Origin of the sequence: Mesoflavibacter profundi (assembly GCF_014764305.1) — a bacterium.
In the GTDB taxonomy this organism is placed as follows: Bacteria; Bacteroidota; Bacteroidia; order Flavobacteriales; family Flavobacteriaceae; genus Mesoflavibacter; species Mesoflavibacter profundi.
Genome location: NZ_CP061703.1, coordinates 2,904,723 through 2,921,899, shown reverse-complemented (window position 1 = coordinate 2,921,899; position 17,177 = coordinate 2,904,723). Strand labels below are relative to the sequence as shown.

Below are 17,177 nucleotides of genomic sequence, written 5' to 3'. Positions count from 1 at the left end.
GAAAAAGCACTCTAAAAGTAGAGTGCTTTTTTTATTTAATTCATATTAAATTCCATTTTAATATCTGCTCTTTTGTAAGGTGTATTTGGTTCTAGTTTTACCTCTTTAAAACCAATTTTTTTATACAAATAAATGGCGTTTTCTAACGATCTGTTAGAATAAAGTAATAAGCTTTTAAACTTATTTTCTCTAGCAAAATTTATAGCATGTTCTAATAATTTATGTCCTATTTTTTGACCTCTCATTTCTGGTAAAACAGCCATTTTAGTTAATTCAAATCCATCAATGTCTTTTAATGGCATAAAAGCATATGTACCAACTATTGTATCGTTTAATTTTGCAAAAAAGATATAACCACCTTTGTTAATAATATACTTTTCAGGTTGGCTTAAAACGTCTTCATCTAAAGGTTCTACATAAAAATAGGTTTCTAACCATTCTTTATTTAGTTTATAAAAATCCGTACTATATGGTTTTTTAAAAGGTATAATTTGTAAATCTGTTTTCATTTAGTTTAAATAAATTAAAGCAAATCCATAAAGTAAAATAGAAACAAATACAATAAAGAAGGTTAAGTTAAAGATAGATTTATCTTCAATTTTTTTTCTAATTAAGTCTATAATCATCCAAATGGGAATACAAATAATTAGTATTAAACTAGGTATAAATACTATTTTTGATAAGGAATTAAACCAATTGCTATTTACCTGATTGATGTAAAAAAATAGATTTGTTACAATAAATATAAATATTATAAACGTAAGTATAAGTCTTAAATATTCTAGCTTAAGTTTAGTCATTAATTGTTCTGGATTTTATAAAATCTGTGATTAAATACGTGATTAGTTTACCAATTTCAGTTTTATTTTTTTTGGTAGCAATAGCCTCGCAAATATGCAAATATTTTACGTTTTTACGTTTACCAAAATAGTGTAAAAACTGTCTTGTTTGTTTTACAGAAAATCCGCTAGACGTTTTCGCGCTACTTGCTGTGTTAATTATAGCATCGCAATCTATTTCAATTCCATAATTAGTACCGCAAATGTGTTGTTTTGCTTGTTTTAATGCGTTTTTAAACGTGATTTTATTAGTGACTTCGATAGCTTCATAAGTTACAAAATCCAGTTTTTTGTTTTCATTAAAAACATCAAAAATAGATTTTGACGTATAGTTTTCATGAAGACCAAAAACAAAATATTTTTTTAAAAAACCTTCTTCAAAACAATAACTAAAACCATTACCGCTATGTCTACCTTCTAATGCTCTAAAATCTGTATGAGCATCAAAATTTACTGCGTTTATTGGGCTTTTTAAGGCAAGGCTTGTCCCTTTAATTAATCCGTAAGCATTATTGTGTCCGCCACCAATAGCAATTGGAATTTTACCAGCGCTAACAATTAATTGGACTAAATAAGAAACTTCTTTATCTATAGTAGAAACTATTTTTCTAGCTTTTTCAATATCTTTTTCTAAATTTTGATCAAGTTGTTTTACCTGTTTTAATTCTTCTGTAAAATCTAAATGACCAAGTAATAAGACTTTATCTGCATTATTTAAATCGTTATTTTGTGTATTTAACAAAATTTTAATTGTAGCGTCAAAAGCAGTGTAAGTACCTGATTTACCGTTATTTGAAAACACGCCGATATCTTCCGGAATACCAAAAATAACATAGTTAACGTCTATTTTTTTAATTGCATCGTATATAGAAGTAACATCGGGTAATAATTTAATTTGTTCTCCAAATTTTGTTTCACCAATGCGTTTAGAAAGTACAGTGTCTAAGTCGGTTTTATTAAATAAAATTAGTTTTTCCATTTACTTTTTATAAGTTTTGCAGAATAAAATTAAGATAATTATCCTTAATGTTTAAAAACAAAAAAAAGAATTAACGTTTCATTTTAAAAACAATTTTAACTATGGCAAATAACCCAGCAAGTACAGGATTAAAAGTAGCATTAGGTATAGCAATTGCCTTATTTATAGGAACAGCTGTTTATACATCTTCATTGTATCAAGACAAACAGGAAACAGAACAACAATTAACATCTGAAAAAAATGATGTGATGGAAAATCTTAATGCAATGAAAGCAAAATATGATTTAGCATTAAGTGAAAGCGAAGTAACTAATCAAAATTTAGTAGAAGCAAGAGAGCGTATTCAAGGATTGATAGACTCTTTAAAAACTTCTGAAACTAACGTGAAAAGTTTATGGAGATACAAACAAAAATATCTTGCTTTACAAGAAGAAATGGATGTGCTTTTAGCTGAAAACGATAGATTAAAAGTAGAAAACATGCAATTAGCAACTACTTTAGATAGCACCAAAGTACAATTAGAAGAAGGTAGAATGTTTAATGATTCTTTAGTGATTCAAAACACTGCTTTAGCTGAAGTAATGGAAAACGCTGCTGTATTAACTACAGCCAATTTAAAAGGATTTGGTGTGATAGAGCGTAGTAACGGAAAATTAATTCCTACAGAACGCGCTAGAAGAAGTGATAAAATTAGAGTTTGCTATACTGTTGCAAAAAACAAGTTAGTACAATCTGGTGATAAAGAATTATATGTACAGGTGATAGATCCTAAGAATAACATTTTAGGTTTAAATCAACAAGTTAGTTTTGGTGACCAGAGTTTAAATTACAGTGTAATTAGTAAATTTAATTACGAAAACAAAAACTTAGACGTATGCGAGTTTGTTAAAAATAATACTGGAGAAGATTTTGAAAAAGGTCGTTATAAAGTAAACGTTTTTAACGGTAAAGAGCTGGTATCAAATTCAGAATTTACTTTAAAATAAACTGTATTAGTTAATTATTCCACGATAAAAAACCCAAACTAGTTTTGGGTTTTTTTATGCAAAAATTTTACCGTTAATAATTACAGTTTCAATATTATTTTCTCCAAATGAATATGGTAAATAATTATAACTTGGTATAGCTTTAGTTATAATTAGATTTGCTTTTTTACCTTTAGTAATACTTCCATATTCATTACTAATACCCATTGCAAACGCGCCATTAATTGTTGCTGCATTAATAGCTTCTTCAGGCGTCATTTTCATTTTAATACAAGCAGTACTAATTACAAAATTCATATTACCACTTGGAGTAGATCCAGGATTATAATCTGTAGCCAAAGCAAGAGGTAAACCTGCATCAATAAGTTGTCTTGCAGGCGTATATGGTATACTTAAAAAATAAGAACAAGACGGTAAAGCAACAGGCATTGTTTGGCTATTTTTAAGAGCAGTAATATCTTCTTCTGTAATTACTTCAAGATGATCTACGCTTACAGCGTTGTGTTTTGTAGATAAAGCAACACCGCCAATAGCATTAAATTGGTTAACATGTATTTTTGCTGGTAGATGATATTGCTTTCCAGCGTTAATAATTTGTAGTGTATCCTCTAAATCAAAATATCCTTTTTCGCAAAAAACATCAATGTAATCGGCTAAATTTTCCTTAGCTATTTTAGGTAGTATTTCATTAATAATCAAGTCTAAATAACCTTGTTTATTGTCTTTAAATTCTAAAGGTAAAGCATGTGCACCTAAAAATGTAGCTTTTACTTTTACAGGAAAATCTTGTTTTATTTTCTTTATTACACGAAGCATTTTTAATTCTGCATCTGTAGTTAATCCATATCCAGATTTAATTTCTATTGCGCCTGTACCTAATTTTATTACAGATTTCAGTCGATTTATGGATTGATTGTATAAATCTTCTTCAGAAGTGTTTTGTAACGTTTTAGCGCTGTTTAAAATTCCGCCACCACGATTTGCAATTTCCTCATAAGACAAGCCATTTATTCTATCTACAAATTCTTGTTCTCTATTTCCAGCATACACGATATGTGTATGAGAATCGCACCAAGTTGGCAAAACAATTCTACCAGTCGCATCTATTATTTGATCTGCTGTTAAGCCATTAATGTCATCCATTTTACCATAATCTACAATCGTATCATTATCTACTAATACATAGGCATTTTCTATAACAGGTATTGTTTTCATGTCTTTACCAGCTAAAAATGACGGACAATTTTCTCTAACTTGTACTAAGGATTTAATATTTGTAATTAATATAGACATGAGTTGTTTTTTGGTTGAATAAATAATTTCAAATATAAATAAATTGAACAGAAGACATTTTTAATACTTACAAATTAACTTTTTTCTATTTTTTACATTAAAATAGACTAATTCTAAAATATTAATGATACTTTTAGCAAGTGTGTAAAGAATAATCAAACAAATCCCTTTTTATGTTTGAAAAAAAAGAATCTTATAGTCTAGAAGATGTAATGTCTAGAGTACGAACTTTTTCTGAAATTTCTGATGAATCTTTTGCTGAAATTGTAGAAGTTTCTAAAGTTAAATCGGTAAAATCTGGAATTGTATTAGACGATGTTGGAGTAGTACCTACTAAAATTTACGTTATTTTAAAAGGGTATTGCAGATCCTATTTTAGACTAGAAAATGGTAAAGAAATTACCAAAACATTTTTTAAACCCTTAGATATATTTGCTTCCTTTAATGCTTTAATTAATCAGGTTAAATCAGATTGTCTTTATGAAACCTTAACCGATTGTGAGCTTTTTGAGTTAGATTATTTTGATTATTTAAAACTTAGAGATAAAAATTGTGATTTGTTTAGATTTCATTCTCATTTTATGGAATATCTAATTTGTCAGAATGATGTGAAGCATAAAGAATTATTAAGTATGAATGCTACGCAACGTTATTTAAGTTTGCGTAAACAAATACCTAATATTGATAATTTGATACCACAATACCAAATTGCATCTTACTTAAGTATAACACCAGTACAGTTAAGCAGGATTAGAGCCAAGTTATAATTATTAACATATGTTAATGTGTTTTTAAAGCAGTTATATTAATATTGTTTATACATTATTATGTCCAATTTGATACATATTAATAACTAACTAGAAAACAAAAAACCCGTTTTATAAAAACGGGTTTTTTTATTTTAATATTTTGAAAATTATTACTTTAAGCTTCCAACCATGTCTTCTGGTTTAACCCATTCGTCATAATCTTCTGCACTTACGTAACCTAAATTAATAGCTTCTTCTTTTAACGTTGTACCGTTTTTATGTGCTGTATTTGCAATTTCGGCAGCTTTATAATATCCAATTTTAGTATTTAAAGCGGTTACTAACATTAAAGAATTATTTAGTAATTCTTTAATTACAGTATGGTTTGGCTCTATACCAGAAGCACAATTTACATCAAAACTTACACACGCATCACCAATAAGTTGTGCAGATTGTAAAATGTTAGCAGCCATCATAGGTTTAAAAACATTAAGCTCGTAATGTCCTTGTGTACCACCAACAGTTACAGCAACATCGTTACCCATAACTTGTGCACAAACCATAGTTAAAGCCTCGCATTGTGTTGGGTTAACTTTACCAGGCATGATAGAACTTCCAGGCTCATTAGCTGGTATAATAATCTCTCCAATACCAGATCTTGGACCAGAAGCCATCATACGAATATCGTTAGCTATTTTATTTAAAGACACTGCAAGTTGTTTTAATGCGCCATGACTTTCTACAATTGCATCGTGAGCAGCTAAAGCTTCAAATTTATTAGGAGCAGTAATAAAAGGTAAACCTGTAAATTCTGCTATAAATTCTGCGACACGTTTAGAATAGCCTTTAGGCGTATTTAAACCTGTTCCTACAGCAGTTCCACCTAAAGCTAATTCTTTTAGATGATCTAAAGTGTTTTCTAAAGCTTTTAAACCGTGATCTAATTGCGATACGTATCCAGAAAATTCTTGACCTAAAGTTAAAGGTGTTGCATCCATAAGGTGTGTACGACCAATTTTTACAACATTTTTAAACTCTTCAGATTTTTTCTTTAATGTATCCCTTAATTGCTTAACACCAGGAATTGTTGTTTTTACAATTTTTGTGTAAGCTGCGATATGCATACCTGTTGGAAACGTATCGTTAGACGACTGAGATTTATTTACATCGTCGTTTGGTTGAATAGTTTTTTCGCCTTCACCAATAGTTTTTCCAGCTAATTGATGTGCACGGTTAGCAATAACCTCGTTAACATTCATATTAGATTGCGTACCAGAACCAGTTTGCCATATAACTAAAGGAAATTGATCGTCGTGTTTTCCTTCTAAAATTTCGTCACAAACTTTAGCGATTAAATCGCGTTTTTCTACTGGTAAAACACCAAGTTCGCAGTTAGTGTAAGCAGCAGCTTTTTTAAGGTAAGCAAAACCGTAAACAATTTCTAAAGGCATAGATGCAGCTGCACCAATTTTAAAATTATTACGAGAGCGTTCTGTTTGTGCGCCCCAAAGTTTGTCTGCAGGCACTTTAACTTCTCCCATTGTATCTTTTTCTATTCTGTATTCCATTGTAAACGTTGTATGATTTGAAGCGCGAAATTACAAAATTTGGAAGTATTTTTATAATCTAACACTGGTTTATGTGTTAATTTATTAGATTATTTAAATTAATTACTTTTACTTAGCATTTCTATTTAAAAATTCCCTTAAACCACTTACATATTATAGTATTAAACTATTTTAAATTAGATTTAAAATGACTAAAATTATTGACTTAAGTCAAGAAATTTATGAAGGTATGCCTGTCTATAAAGACTTACCTCAAGTAAAAATGAGTGTGCATAATAGTCATGAAGAATGGGACGGAATTAAAAATCCTATAGAGAAAACACCAGCTGTACATAAATTAGAACTTGGTGAGCATACAGGAACACATGTAGATGCTATTAACCATATGGCAAAAATTTATGAAGGACAGTCTATAGATAAAATGCCTTTATCTATGTTTTATACCAAAGGAATTTGTTTAGATCTTTCTTATAAAACATTAAAAGAACTAATTGAAGTAGAGGATCTTATTGAAGCCTGTAATTTGCATAAATTAACCATCAAAAAAAACGATACTGTACTTTTATATACCAATCATTATAGGCAATATTTTAATACACAATTTTGGTCTGATGGTCCTGGATTGTCTGTAAAAGCTGCACGTTGGTTAGGCGAACAAGGTATTGCTGCTTTTGGTGTAGAAACGATGTCTCCTGGAATACCTAAGGTATCTAATAAAGAAGTACACCATATTTGTGGAGAACTAGGTTTTACACATTATGAAAATATGATAAATCTACACAAACTAATAGGAAAAGGAAGGTTTAGGTTTATTGGTTTGCCTCTAAAAATTAGAGGCGGAACAGGTTCTCCTGTAAGAGCTGTTGCAGTTTTTGAATAGTTTTTACACTTACAATTGATTAATAGCAAAAATGAAATTTAATAAAACATATATACTAATTATTCTTGTGATAATTGTTGCAGGAGTATTTTTAAATAAGTTGCTGGTTTCTAATTATCAATTAGAAGAGAAACGAATAGAGGATAGATTGTTAAAAGCACATTCAGATGCTGTTATTAACTCAAAATCTACTATAAAAGTTTATGCAGCGTTGGTGTCTTCTTTAAGAAGTCATGTAAAAAATTCGGCTCAATTTCCTTCAGAATTAGAGTTGCAAAACTATTTAAAAGATTTATTAAAGGAATTAAACTTTAAAGACTCGATTATTGTTAATTACATCGATAAAAATCATGTGTTTAAATATGTAATTACTCCTCATAGTATTGACGATGCTAACTTAAAAGGACTTTCTGTTAAAGATTTTAGAAGTGAAAAAATAATCAAAGAGCTTGATATGTTAATGCAACATGATAAAATTACTTTGTTTGATCCAATTAATTTAAGAGAAGGTTGGGTTGGATTTCCTTTTAATTTTTCTGTTAAAAATAATCAAGATGAAGTATTAGGTTATATGGCACCAATTATAAATGTTAAATACCTTTTAGATAACTTTTATAACGGTCCTAATAATGATAAATACATACATAAATTTATTGTTAATGATAGTATAGATTTAACTAGAGAAGTACTATATGATGGTACAACATCATATAATAAAAATAGAGATGCAGAATACTATAAGAATTATGAGGTTAACGACAATCAATTTGTGTACTCTAATGTTAGATTATTTAACCTTAACCTAAAAATAGGTAGTGCTTACAAGGATAGACCAAAAACAAGTATTTTACTAAATGTTATTGGTTATTTTTGGTATATATTAATTTCTTTTTTAGTGTTAATTTCCTTTTATCAATACAGAAAAAATAAAACTTTAAATAGTGAACTTAGTCAAGCTAATTTAAAAATTCTCTCTAAAAATAAAGACTTAGAAAATAACTTAACAAAGATAGAAACGCTTATTAAAGAGATACATCATAGGGTAAAAAATAATATGCAAATGATATCCGGTATTTTAACTTTACAACAAGAAGAATCTGAGGATAAAAAAGTAATATCTGCATTAGATCAAAGTAAAAATAGAATAAACTCTATGGCTTTGGTACACGAAAAACTTTATGGAAGTACATCTTTAAAAGACGTTAAAATAAAAGATTACATTACAGAATTAATTGAGTTTGTAGAACAAACTATTGCCGATAAAAACATTATTTTAAGTAAAACATTATTGGTAGATGACACCTTAATTTTTGATGCCGAAACGACATCTTACTTAGGATTAATTATAAACGAATTAATTACAAATTCTTACAAACATGCCTTTAAAATTAATCAAGAAAACACGCTTTATCTAAGCATAACTAAAGAAGATGAGTTTTATAAATTGGATTATGATGATAATGGCGAAGGTATTCCTGAAGATTTTGATATAGAAAATTCAGAATCTTTAGGATTTCAATTAATGTATATTTTAACAGATCAACTAAATGGTCAATTGGTTAATGACCACAAAAATAAAAGCAGATTTACTATTTATTTTAAGCAATATCATGTCAACTAAAATAATTCTTAACAACTCTGTTAATAATTTTTAACTTACTGTTGTTTTAAAAAAAGGTTATAAGTATCTTTGCATTAATAACAAACAAGAAATTAAACGTAATCATGTTCGAATTTGACCAATATTTAGGCTTTTTAGCATTTTTAACTATCTTAACCATAGGCTTTTGGTTAATGATTTTTTTAATCACTTTTGTAGTTCCTTATTGGATTGGAGGAAGTTTAATTGAGCGTTTAAAGGAAATTAAAGAAGAAAAAAAGGCTAAAAGAGGATAAGCTTAAGCTTTTTTAAACAATATTTTAAAGGTAAATTCTATTTTTTTAGAGTTTACCTTTTTTTGTTTTCAACTTTAAAGTAGAAATTATTTAAAAAATGATTTCATTAAAAAAGGGTTTATAAAATTTTATAAACCCTTTTTTAAATAGTAAATCACTAGATAATATGTTAGCCTTCAAATTCTTCATCACCACCATAATCATTACGTTGTGCACGTTTTTTCTGCTGATTAAATCTGTAAGTGAACGATAGATTAAAACTACGTTCTCTCCATTGAAATTCGCTGTAAGCATTGTAGGTTGGAGTAGTAGTTTCAGTTTTTCTAATTCGGCTATTAAAGACATCATTTACATTTAATGCTATAGATGCGCGCTCGTTAAATAAATCTTTACTAAAGGCTAAATTTGCAGATAAAATACCTTCAGATTCGTTTTGCGCATCTGCATTTGGTCCTCTATAATTTATATTAGTTTGCCAATCTATACTTCCTGGTAACGTGTATTTATTGCTTATTCTTGCAAACCAGCTATTGTTTGTATTATCTAATGATAATCCATTAGGAGTTGTTCCTTTAGTTTCATTTTGAAAGAAATTAAAGTTACCGTTTATTCTCCATTTTTTAGATGGATTGTAGGTTAAAGTAAATTCAAAACCATAACGATCTTCGGTAGCAAGGTTAATTGGTGTTCTGTTAATTACTGCTAATTCTTCACCATTTACGTTTACAGTTTCTCCTGTATCAAAACTTACAAAGCTAAAACCATCTGTAGCATGAGAATAATAAGCAGATGTATTAAAAGTAAATTTATTCCAACGTTTTAAATAGCCTAAATCAAATTGTCCAGAGTAACTTGGATCTAAATTTGGGTTACCTTGGAATATGTTGGTAATACTAGATCTTGAAGGAAATGGATTTAAAAAGAAACCTCTTGGTCTTCTTAAACGTCTTGCATAACCTAATGTAATATTTTCTCTGTCTGTAATCTCGTAATTTAAGTTAACTGTAGGAAACAGTCCTGTGTAGTTTTTCTTATTAAAACTACCCGATGTTGGTTGGTCTATTGTAATTTGAGTGTTTTCTAATCGTAATCCTAATAAAAACGAAAACTTGCCAAATTTACTACCGTATTGTGTGTAAACAGCATTTAAATACTCTCTAAAATTTAATAAGTTAGATAAATCTCTATTAGTATCAAATTGATTAGTGTTTACGTTTAAAGTGTCTACTATATAATCTGTTGCAGTATTGTTAAAATTACCTCTATAACCAGCTTCAAATTGACTATTCTCTCCAATTGGTAATACATAATCTGTTTGAAGTAAAATACGATTTTGGTCTTCTAATGTAGCAACACGTTCTGAAACTACATTGTCAACTTGTACTAAGCTGTTTTCGTCTTCTTGATTGTCTTCATATTGAAAATCAAACGTTAATACATGACCACTTTCTTTAAAGTTTTTCTGAAAATTTAAAGCATATTGTATGCTTTTATCATCTTCTAATTCTGGATCTAAACGTGTAGTTGTTGATAATAAATTACGATTGCTATCAAATTGTTCTAAAAGATTTAGTGTATTACGTTCGTTATTTCTGTCTCCATACACTAAAGATGTTGTTAAAGATGCACTATCGTTAATGTACCATTCTACGCCAAAGTTTGTAGTTAAACCTTTGCGAACTCTTTCAAAATCATTGGTTTCATCTAAAAAATTACCAGAAGATGCGTATTGAGTAGATGTAAATGAATTTCCTGGACTTTCGCGGTAACTGAATCCTGTAGTATTAAAAATATTGATGTTTCCTGTTCTAAAATTAATGTTACCGTTAATTCCAGCTGTAGGATTATATCCAACATTAGTAGAAATTGCACCATTAAGACCTTCTAATTTGCTTCGTTTTAAAATAATATTTAAAATTCCACCAGTACCTTCAGCATCGTATCTAGCAGAAGGCGACGTGATAACTTCAACTTTTTCTATAGATTCTGCAGGTAATTGTCTTAAAGCGTCTGTAGAATTTAAGCCAACTAATCCAGATGGTTTACCATTAATTAATATTCTTACATTATCGTTACCTCTTAACGCTACATTACCTTCTACATCTACAGATACAGAAGGAACATTATCTAAAACGTCACTTACCGTTCCGCCTCTTACGGTTAGGTCTTTTCCTACGTTGTAGATTTTTTTATCAAGTCTAATGTCTACAGTAGTTTTTTCTGCAACAATTTCTACTTCATCTAAAGCTTCGGCATCTACAGATAGAGTAGTAGTGCCTAAATCTGTATTTTGGTTAATAGTTTTATTATTAACTGTGAAGGTTTTAAATCCAATATATTCAAAAGAAATAGAGTACGTTCCTTTAGATACATTAACGTTATAATTACCATTAGCATCTGTAATGCCACCAGTAATACTACTTGGATTATTTACATCTTTAAATACAACGGTTGCATATTCTAAAGGAAAATTAGAACCGTCTTCAACTATTTTACCTGTAACTGTTAATTCTTTGGTTTGCGCAAAGGAAAGCGCTGCGAATAATAGTATAAAACTATTAATTAATTTTTGAGTCATTGTTAGATTTTTGTACTAAGACTGCAAAAGTAGATACAGGTTTAACCTATATTGGTTAAAGCTTTGTTAAATAAAACTAAAGTATGTTAATGTATTAAACTTTAGGAAAAATATCAAAAATACGTTTGGCAGGTTTACCAATTACTGCTTTTTCGCCATTAATAACTATTGGTCGTTCTATAATTTCTTGATATTCTACCATGATCTCTACAAGTTCTTCATGATCAAAAGTGTGACCGTCTTCTTGTAAATGTTCAAAATGATCCTTCCAAATTTTACTGTCTTTTCTTATAAGTTCTTCTGGAGTGACATTTAATAACTTAATAATTTTATTAAGCTTTTCTTTATCTAATGGTTTGTCTTGGTATTTAATGATTTGATGATCATGTTTACTTGTTTCTAGTATCTCAAGACATTTGTTAGAGTGTTTAGACTCTGGGTTGTGATATATTACTATCATTTAGGCTAAGGGAAATTTTTTTGAGGGTTTGCTACTAATCTTTTAATTCATTTTGTTGGTTAATTTATTAATTTATAGCGTGTACAAGTTAAATAATTTTTTTAACATTTTCTGGTGGTCGTCCAATTATTGCTTTATTATTAGAAACTACAATAGGCCTTTCTATTAGCTTTGGGTTATCTATCATAGCTTTAATTATTTGTTTGTCAGATAATTGCTTGTCTTTAAAGTCTGTTTTCCAAATACTTTCGTTTTTTCTAACTAACTCTATTGGTTTAATATCAAGAAGTGAAATTATGTGTGTTAATTCCTCTTCAGTTAGCTTGTCTTCTAGGTATTTGATTACTTTAAAATTAATTCCCGAATTTTCTAATATTTGTAATCCTTCTCTAGATTTTCTGCATCTAGGATTATGATAAATTGTTGTCATATTTAAAGCTTGTTTGTGTCTTCTGTTTGTTGCCCCATCATCATTAGGTAAGACTTTAAAAAAGGTTCTATATAGCCATCCATTACAGCATCTACATTTCCAGTTTCATGACTTGTTCTTACATCCTTTACTAATTTGTAAGGATGCATGACGTAGTTTCTAATTTGGCTTCCCCATTCTATTTTCATTTTGCTAGCTTCAATATCTTCTCTTTGAGCTAATTGTTTTTGTAGCTCAATTTCATATAATTGAGATTTAAGCATTTGTAAAGCTCTTGCACGGTTATCATGTTGTGATCTAGTCTCAGAGCATGATATTTGAATACCTGTTGGTTTATGGGTAAGTTGTACTTTAGTTTCAACTTTATTTACATTTTGTCCTCCAGCACCACTTGATCTTGCGGTAACTATTTCTATATCTGCTGGGTTAATTTCAATTTCGATAGAATCGTCTACTAAAGGATAAACATAAACAGACGCAAAACTGGTATGGCGTTTTGCATTACTATCAAAAGGTGAAATACGAACCAGTCTATGTACTCCATTTTCTCCTTTTAACCAACCAAAAGCAAAATCACCTTCAATTTCTAAGGTTACAGTTTTGATACCTGCTACATCACCTTCTTGAAAGTTAAGCTCTTTTACTTTGAAGCCATTTTTTTCAGCATACATTAAATACATTCGCATTAACATACTTGCCCAATCACAACTTTCTGTTCCACCAGCACCAGCAGTAATTTGTAATACAGCACTTAGGCTATCTCCTTCTTCAGAAAGCATATTTTTAAATTCCAGATCTTCTATTGCTGTTTTAGCTTTATTAAATCTAGCTTCTACATCTTTTAAAGTAGCTTCTTCTTCTTTGTAAAATTCAAATATTACTTCTAAATCTTCAACAAAAGTTTTAGAGGTATTAAAATCTTCAATCCATTTTTTCTTCTCTCTAATGGATTTCATGATCAGTTCTGCAGCTTGAGAATCGTTCCAGAAGTTAGGATCAAAAGTTTTTTCTTCTTCGTTGTGTAACTCTACTTTTTTAGCATCTAAGTCAAAGATATTGCCTTAAAGCATCAAGGCGTTTATTAAGATCTTTTATGTGATCGGAAGTAATCATAACTATGAAATTATTTAATAAGCAAAAATATAATTAATAGCATTAAACTAAAATATTTATAGACATATTTTATAGTTTTAAGGTTTAAAAATATAAATATGAAAATTGATTTAAGAAGCGATACGGTTACAAAACCAACAAAGGAAATGTTAGAGTTTATGATGCAAGCTCAAGTTGGAGATGATGTATATAAAGAAGATCTAACAGTAAATAAATTAGAAGAAAAAGTGGCTAAAATGTTTGGTAAAGAAACTGCGTTGTTTTTTCCAACAGGTACTATGGCTAATCAAACCGCAATAAAATTACATACTAATCCAGGAGATCAAGTAATTTGTGATAAATATGCGCATATTTATAATTATGAAGGTGGTGGCGCTTCTTTTAATAGTGGTGTATCCTGCAAATTATTGGACGGAAATCGCGGAATGTTTACAGCAAAACAAGTTGAAGAAGCAATTAATCCACCAGATTTTTATCATAGTCCGTTAACTACATTGGTAGAAATTGAAAACACTACAAATAAAGGTGGTGGCGCTTGTTGGGATTTTGATGAAATTTTAAAAATAAAATCCATTTGTACTACTAATAATTTAGGATTTCATCTAGATGGAGCAAGATTATGGAATGCTTTGATAGCTAAACAAGAAACAGCATTGCAATATGGACAAGCGTTTGATACCATATCGGTTTGCTTGAGTAAAGGTTTAGGTTGTCCCATAGGTTCTGTTTTGGTTGGCGATACTAAATTTATGCAAAACGCCATTAGAATTAGAAAGATTTTAGGTGGCGGAATGCGACAAGTTGGTTACTTAGCAGCAGCAGGAATTTATGCATTAGATAATCATCTAAATAGGTTAGAAGAAGATCATAAAAAAGCTAAGTATTTAGGTGAAATTTTAAACGAATCTAATTGTGTTAAAACGGTAGAAAAAGTAGAAACAAATATAGTCATATTTGAACTTTTTGATAAAGCAAGCGAACACTTTATGAAATCACTTTCTTACAATGATATTCAAATAATTAATATGGGAAATAACAAATTAAGAATGGTGACACATCTTGAAGTAAATGAAAATCAAATAGATAAAGTTGCTAAAGTGATTAAATCTTTGTAAATTTTAAATCAAAATTAAGTTAAGGAGAAAAGCAGAAAAGGATTACAAAAAGCAGATTATCGATAAAAAGTGTTGTTTGTCGAATTTTTAGTTTTTTTTAACATTTAGTAATCCATTTAGTTTGATAACTATTTTTTTTGCATGAAATTAGTAGAAAGTCTTAACCCTTTGACTTTAAAAAAATTAACTTTAATAATTTAAAATTAACAAAAAATGAAAAAAGTATTACTAACCATTTTATCTTTAGTAGCATGCTCAGCAATGTTTGCTCAAGATTTACCTACAAATCCTGAACCAGGAAAATGTTATGTGCGTTGTGTAACACCAGATGTTTGGGTTAATCAAGACGTAACAGTTCAAGTAGCGCCAGCCTACAAAAAACTATCTGTAGTACCTGCAACTTACAATACTGTAACAGAAGAAGTTGTAGTACAAGCAGCTGGAACAGAATTAACAGTTGTACCAGCTAGATACGAAACTCAAAACTTTGATGTTACAGTACAAGAAGCTAGTCAAAAATTAGAAATCGTACCATCATCTGTATCTTATGTAGAAGAAACAGTAGTAGTTCAAGAAGCTAGTCAAAGATTAGAGTTAGTACCAGCAGTTTACGAAACTCGTACTTTTGAAGTAGTAACTCAGCCAGCTACTCAACGTTTAGAAGTTATTCCTGCGCAATACGAGACTAGAGAAGAAGTTGTTGTTGTAAAAGAAGCTAGTCAAAGATTAGAAGTTATTCCTGCAGTTTGGGGAACAAAAACAATCTCTTATAAGAAAAGAGAGTTTGGTAATACTTTAAAAGTTGTACCAGCTCAATTTACATCTAGCTACCAAGTTATAGAGGTAAAACCTGCAACTGCAAAATGGGAGATGAGTGATACTCCAGCAGCAGAATGCCAGTCAAGTGATCCAAACGATTGTAGATACTGGTGTTACAAAAGCGTACCAGCACAAAACATTACAATTAACACTACAGAATTAGCTAACGATGCATCTGTAGTTACAACTCCAGGATGTGATACTTCTAACGGTGGTGATGATTGTGGAATGTCTACTTATACGCAAAAAGTAATCGAAACTCCTGCAACTACAAGAGTTATTGATATACCTGCAGAAACTAAAACAGTTAAAAAGACTGTTATGGTAACGCCTCCAACAACAAGAGTTATAGATGTTCCTGCAATTACTAAAACTATGGAGCGTACTGTAATGGTAACTCCTCCAACTACAAGAGTAATTGATATTCCTGCTGTAACAAAAACAGTAAAGAAAAAAGTTATTACTCCAGAAACAACAAGAGTTGTAGAAATTCCTGAAGTAAAACAAACTATGAAGCGTACTGTAATGGTAACGCCTCCAACTACAAGAGCGATAGAAATTGCTGAAAAACGTTCTACAATTAAGAAAACTGTTTTAGCTTCAGATGCAAGAGTAGAAGAATCTGTTGTACCAGCGGTTAACAAAACTGTTACAAAAGAAGTTTTACAAACTAAAGGAGGTTTAACAACTTGGAAAGAAGTAGATTGTAAATTAGTAGAATATAACGACTTAAACATAAACTGGAACTTAGGATCTGCATCTTTAACTCCTGCAGCTAAAGCTGAGATTGATGCTAAATTATTACCAGTATTAGCAGATGGTGTTTCTGTAGAGATTGCTTCTCATACAGATTCTAGAGGATCTAAAGAATCAAACAGATTATTATCTGAAAGAAGAGCACAAGCAGTTACTAACTACTTAATTTCAAAAGGGATAAACTCTTCAAGAATTACATCTAATGGATATGGTGAGTCAAGATTAACAAACAGATGTTCTGACGGAGTATCATGTACTGAAGCTGAGCACTTAGCTAACAGACGTACACAATTTAGAGTAATAAACTCAAACTAAAATTAGTATACTTTTAATATATAAAAAGGGAAGCTTTTAAAGCTTCCTTTTTTTTGTTAAAACAAAATAAGTTAATTATTTAAACAAGTCCATTCCTGGTATGTTAGGCATACCATCTTTAGCAACAGCAGCAACTTCTGTTTCGTGTACTTGAGTCGCTTTTTCTATAGCTTTATTTAATGTTAAGATTAAATAATCTTCTAATTGTTCCTTGTCCTGTAACAAACTTTCATCAATAGTAATAGATTTAATTTCTCTATTAGCAGTTAATGTGACATGTAATAAATTGTCGTTACTTTTCTGGTCAACGTATACTGTGTTTAATCTTGCTTTAGTTTCTTCAACTTTTTTTTGGGTTTCTTTCAATTTACCCATCATTCCCATAAGGTCTCCAAACATGG

The 17,177-nt window shown here is 29.7% G+C and carries 16 protein-coding genes; 7 read left to right on the top strand and 9 right to left on the bottom strand.

What is annotated here, in order from left to right; genetic code table 11:
- Positions 1 to 35 precede the first annotated feature (35 nt).
- Both IFB02_RS13120 and IFB02_RS13115 read right to left on the bottom strand, forming a co-directional pair.
- Positions 36 to 509, bottom strand: coding sequence for a GNAT family N-acetyltransferase (locus IFB02_RS13120; protein ID WP_106688823.1), 474 nt, complete (start codon positions 507 to 509; stop codon positions 36 to 38).
- 283 nt (positions 510 to 792) lie between these two features.
- Entirely contained in the window at positions 793 to 1,818 is a 1,026-nt protein-coding gene (locus IFB02_RS13115) for a formimidoylglutamase (RefSeq protein ID WP_106688822.1), read from the bottom strand.
- Between the two features lie 101 nt (positions 1,819 to 1,919).
- Between IFB02_RS13115 and IFB02_RS13110 the strand changes: the two genes are divergently transcribed.
- Positions 1,920 to 2,804, top strand: a complete 885-nt coding sequence (locus IFB02_RS13110; protein WP_106688821.1) for a chromosome partitioning protein ParA — start codon at positions 1,920 to 1,922, stop codon at positions 2,802 to 2,804.
- A gap of 54 nt (positions 2,805 to 2,858) precedes the next feature.
- On the opposite strand, the gene hutI is transcribed toward IFB02_RS13110, so the two are convergent.
- Positions 2,859 to 4,097 (bottom strand): imidazolonepropionase, encoded by a 1,239-nt coding sequence (gene hutI / locus IFB02_RS13105; protein WP_106688820.1) that lies wholly within the window; start codon positions 4,095 to 4,097, stop codon positions 2,859 to 2,861.
- 173 nt (positions 4,098 to 4,270) lie between these two features.
- Here hutI and IFB02_RS13100 point away from each other — a divergent pair, with 173 nt between their 5' ends.
- A complete protein-coding gene (locus IFB02_RS13100; protein ID WP_106688819.1) occupies positions 4,271 to 4,864 on the top strand; it encodes a Crp/Fnr family transcriptional regulator in 594 nt (197 codons plus the stop codon).
- Between the two features lie 152 nt (positions 4,865 to 5,016).
- Here IFB02_RS13100 and fumC read toward each other — a convergent pair whose 3' ends face one another.
- Positions 5,017 to 6,414: a class II fumarate hydratase gene (gene fumC, locus IFB02_RS13095; protein WP_106688818.1), complete on the bottom strand. Its 1,398-nt coding sequence runs from the start codon at positions 6,412 to 6,414 to the stop codon at positions 5,017 to 5,019.
- Positions 6,415 to 6,601: 187 nt separating this feature from the next.
- Between fumC and IFB02_RS13090 the strand changes: the two genes are divergently transcribed.
- The 3 genes from IFB02_RS13090 (at position 6,602) to IFB02_RS13080 (ending at position 9,190) form a co-directional block, all read left to right on the top strand.
- Positions 6,602 to 7,294: a cyclase family protein gene (locus IFB02_RS13090; RefSeq protein ID WP_106688817.1), complete on the top strand. Its 693-nt coding sequence runs from the start codon at positions 6,602 to 6,604 to the stop codon at positions 7,292 to 7,294.
- Between the two features lie 31 nt (positions 7,295 to 7,325).
- Positions 7,326 to 8,915, top strand: a complete 1,590-nt coding sequence (locus IFB02_RS13085; protein ID WP_106688816.1) for a sensor histidine kinase — start codon at positions 7,326 to 7,328, stop codon at positions 8,913 to 8,915.
- A gap of 104 nt (positions 8,916 to 9,019) precedes the next feature.
- Positions 9,020 to 9,190 carry a hypothetical protein gene (locus IFB02_RS13080; RefSeq protein WP_165569201.1) on the top strand — a complete coding sequence of 57 codons (171 nt, stop codon included), beginning with the start codon at positions 9,020 to 9,022 and terminating at the stop codon, positions 9,188 to 9,190.
- Positions 9,191 to 9,359: 169 nt separating this feature from the next.
- Here the strand turns inward: IFB02_RS13080 and IFB02_RS13075 are convergent, their stop codons facing one another.
- From IFB02_RS13075 to prfB, 4 genes are all read right to left on the bottom strand, one after another.
- Positions 9,360 to 11,768: a TonB-dependent receptor domain-containing protein gene (locus IFB02_RS13075; protein ID WP_106688815.1), complete on the bottom strand. Its 2,409-nt coding sequence runs from the start codon at positions 11,766 to 11,768 to the stop codon at positions 9,360 to 9,362.
- Between the two features lie 94 nt (positions 11,769 to 11,862).
- Entirely contained in the window at positions 11,863 to 12,228 is a 366-nt protein-coding gene (locus IFB02_RS13070; protein ID WP_106688814.1) for an ArsC/Spx/MgsR family protein, read from the bottom strand.
- Positions 12,229 to 12,316: 88 nt separating this feature from the next.
- Entirely contained in the window at positions 12,317 to 12,658 is a 342-nt protein-coding gene (gene arsC, locus IFB02_RS13065; RefSeq protein ID WP_106688813.1) for an arsenate reductase (glutaredoxin), read from the bottom strand.
- A gap of 2 nt (positions 12,659 to 12,660) precedes the next feature.
- A protein-coding gene (prfB, locus tag IFB02_RS13060; protein WP_146131262.1) for a peptide chain release factor 2 occupies positions 12,661 to 13,771 on the bottom strand; the annotation gives its coding sequence in 2 pieces (ribosomal slippage) (positions 12,661 to 13,707 and positions 13,709 to 13,771; 1,110 coding nt in all).
- A gap of 98 nt (positions 13,772 to 13,869) precedes the next feature.
- Here prfB and IFB02_RS13055 point away from each other — a divergent pair.
- Positions 13,870 to 14,886 (top strand): threonine aldolase family protein, encoded by a 1,017-nt coding sequence (locus tag IFB02_RS13055; protein WP_106688812.1) that lies wholly within the window; start codon positions 13,870 to 13,872, stop codon positions 14,884 to 14,886.
- Positions 14,887 to 15,099: 213 nt separating this feature from the next.
- Entirely contained in the window at positions 15,100 to 16,776 is a 1,677-nt protein-coding gene (locus IFB02_RS14030) for an OmpA family protein (protein ID WP_106688811.1), read from the top strand.
- Between the two features lie 75 nt (positions 16,777 to 16,851).
- Here IFB02_RS14030 and IFB02_RS13045 read toward each other — a convergent pair whose 3' ends face one another.
- A complete protein-coding gene (locus IFB02_RS13045) occupies positions 16,852 to 17,175 on the bottom strand; it encodes a YbaB/EbfC family nucleoid-associated protein (protein ID WP_106688810.1) in 324 nt (107 codons plus the stop codon).
- Between the last annotated feature and the right edge of the window lie 2 nt (positions 17,176 to 17,177).

What these genes read in the sequence shown, in the direction of transcription:
- IFB02_RS13120 (WP_106688823.1), bottom strand. Translation starts at nt 509, where the DNA reads ATGAAAACAGATTTACAAATTATACCTTTTAAAAAACCATATAGTACG.
- IFB02_RS13115 (WP_106688822.1), bottom strand. Translation starts at nt 1,818, where the DNA reads ATGGAAAAACTAATTTTATTTAATAAAACCGACTTAGACACTGTACTT.
- IFB02_RS13110 (WP_106688821.1), top strand. Translation starts at nt 1,920, where the DNA reads ATGGCAAATAACCCAGCAAGTACAGGATTAAAAGTAGCATTAGGTATA.
- hutI (WP_106688820.1), bottom strand. Translation starts at nt 4,097, where the DNA reads ATGTCTATATTAATTACAAATATTAAATCCTTAGTACAAGTTAGAGAA.
- IFB02_RS13100 (WP_106688819.1), top strand. Translation starts at nt 4,271, where the DNA reads ATGTTTGAAAAAAAAGAATCTTATAGTCTAGAAGATGTAATGTCTAGA.
- fumC (WP_106688818.1), bottom strand. Translation starts at nt 6,414, where the DNA reads ATGGAATACAGAATAGAAAAAGATACAATGGGAGAAGTTAAAGTGCCT.
- IFB02_RS13090 (WP_106688817.1), top strand. Translation starts at nt 6,602, where the DNA reads ATGACTAAAATTATTGACTTAAGTCAAGAAATTTATGAAGGTATGCCT.
- IFB02_RS13085 (WP_106688816.1), top strand. Translation starts at nt 7,326, where the DNA reads ATGAAATTTAATAAAACATATATACTAATTATTCTTGTGATAATTGTT.
- IFB02_RS13080 (WP_165569201.1), top strand. Translation starts at nt 9,020, where the DNA reads ATGTTCGAATTTGACCAATATTTAGGCTTTTTAGCATTTTTAACTATC.
- IFB02_RS13075 (WP_106688815.1), bottom strand. Translation starts at nt 11,768, where the DNA reads ATGACTCAAAAATTAATTAATAGTTTTATACTATTATTCGCAGCGCTT.
- IFB02_RS13070 (WP_106688814.1), bottom strand. Translation starts at nt 12,228, where the DNA reads ATGATAGTAATATATCACAACCCAGAGTCTAAACACTCTAACAAATGT.
- arsC (WP_106688813.1), bottom strand. Translation starts at nt 12,658, where the DNA reads ATGACAACAATTTATCATAATCCTAGATGCAGAAAATCTAGAGAAGGA.
- IFB02_RS13055 (WP_106688812.1), top strand. Translation starts at nt 13,870, where the DNA reads ATGAAAATTGATTTAAGAAGCGATACGGTTACAAAACCAACAAAGGAA.
- IFB02_RS14030 (WP_106688811.1), top strand. Translation starts at nt 15,100, where the DNA reads ATGAAAAAAGTATTACTAACCATTTTATCTTTAGTAGCATGCTCAGCA.
- IFB02_RS13045 (WP_106688810.1), bottom strand. Translation starts at nt 17,175, where the DNA reads ATGTTTGGAGACCTTATGGGAATGATGGGTAAATTGAAAGAAACCCAA.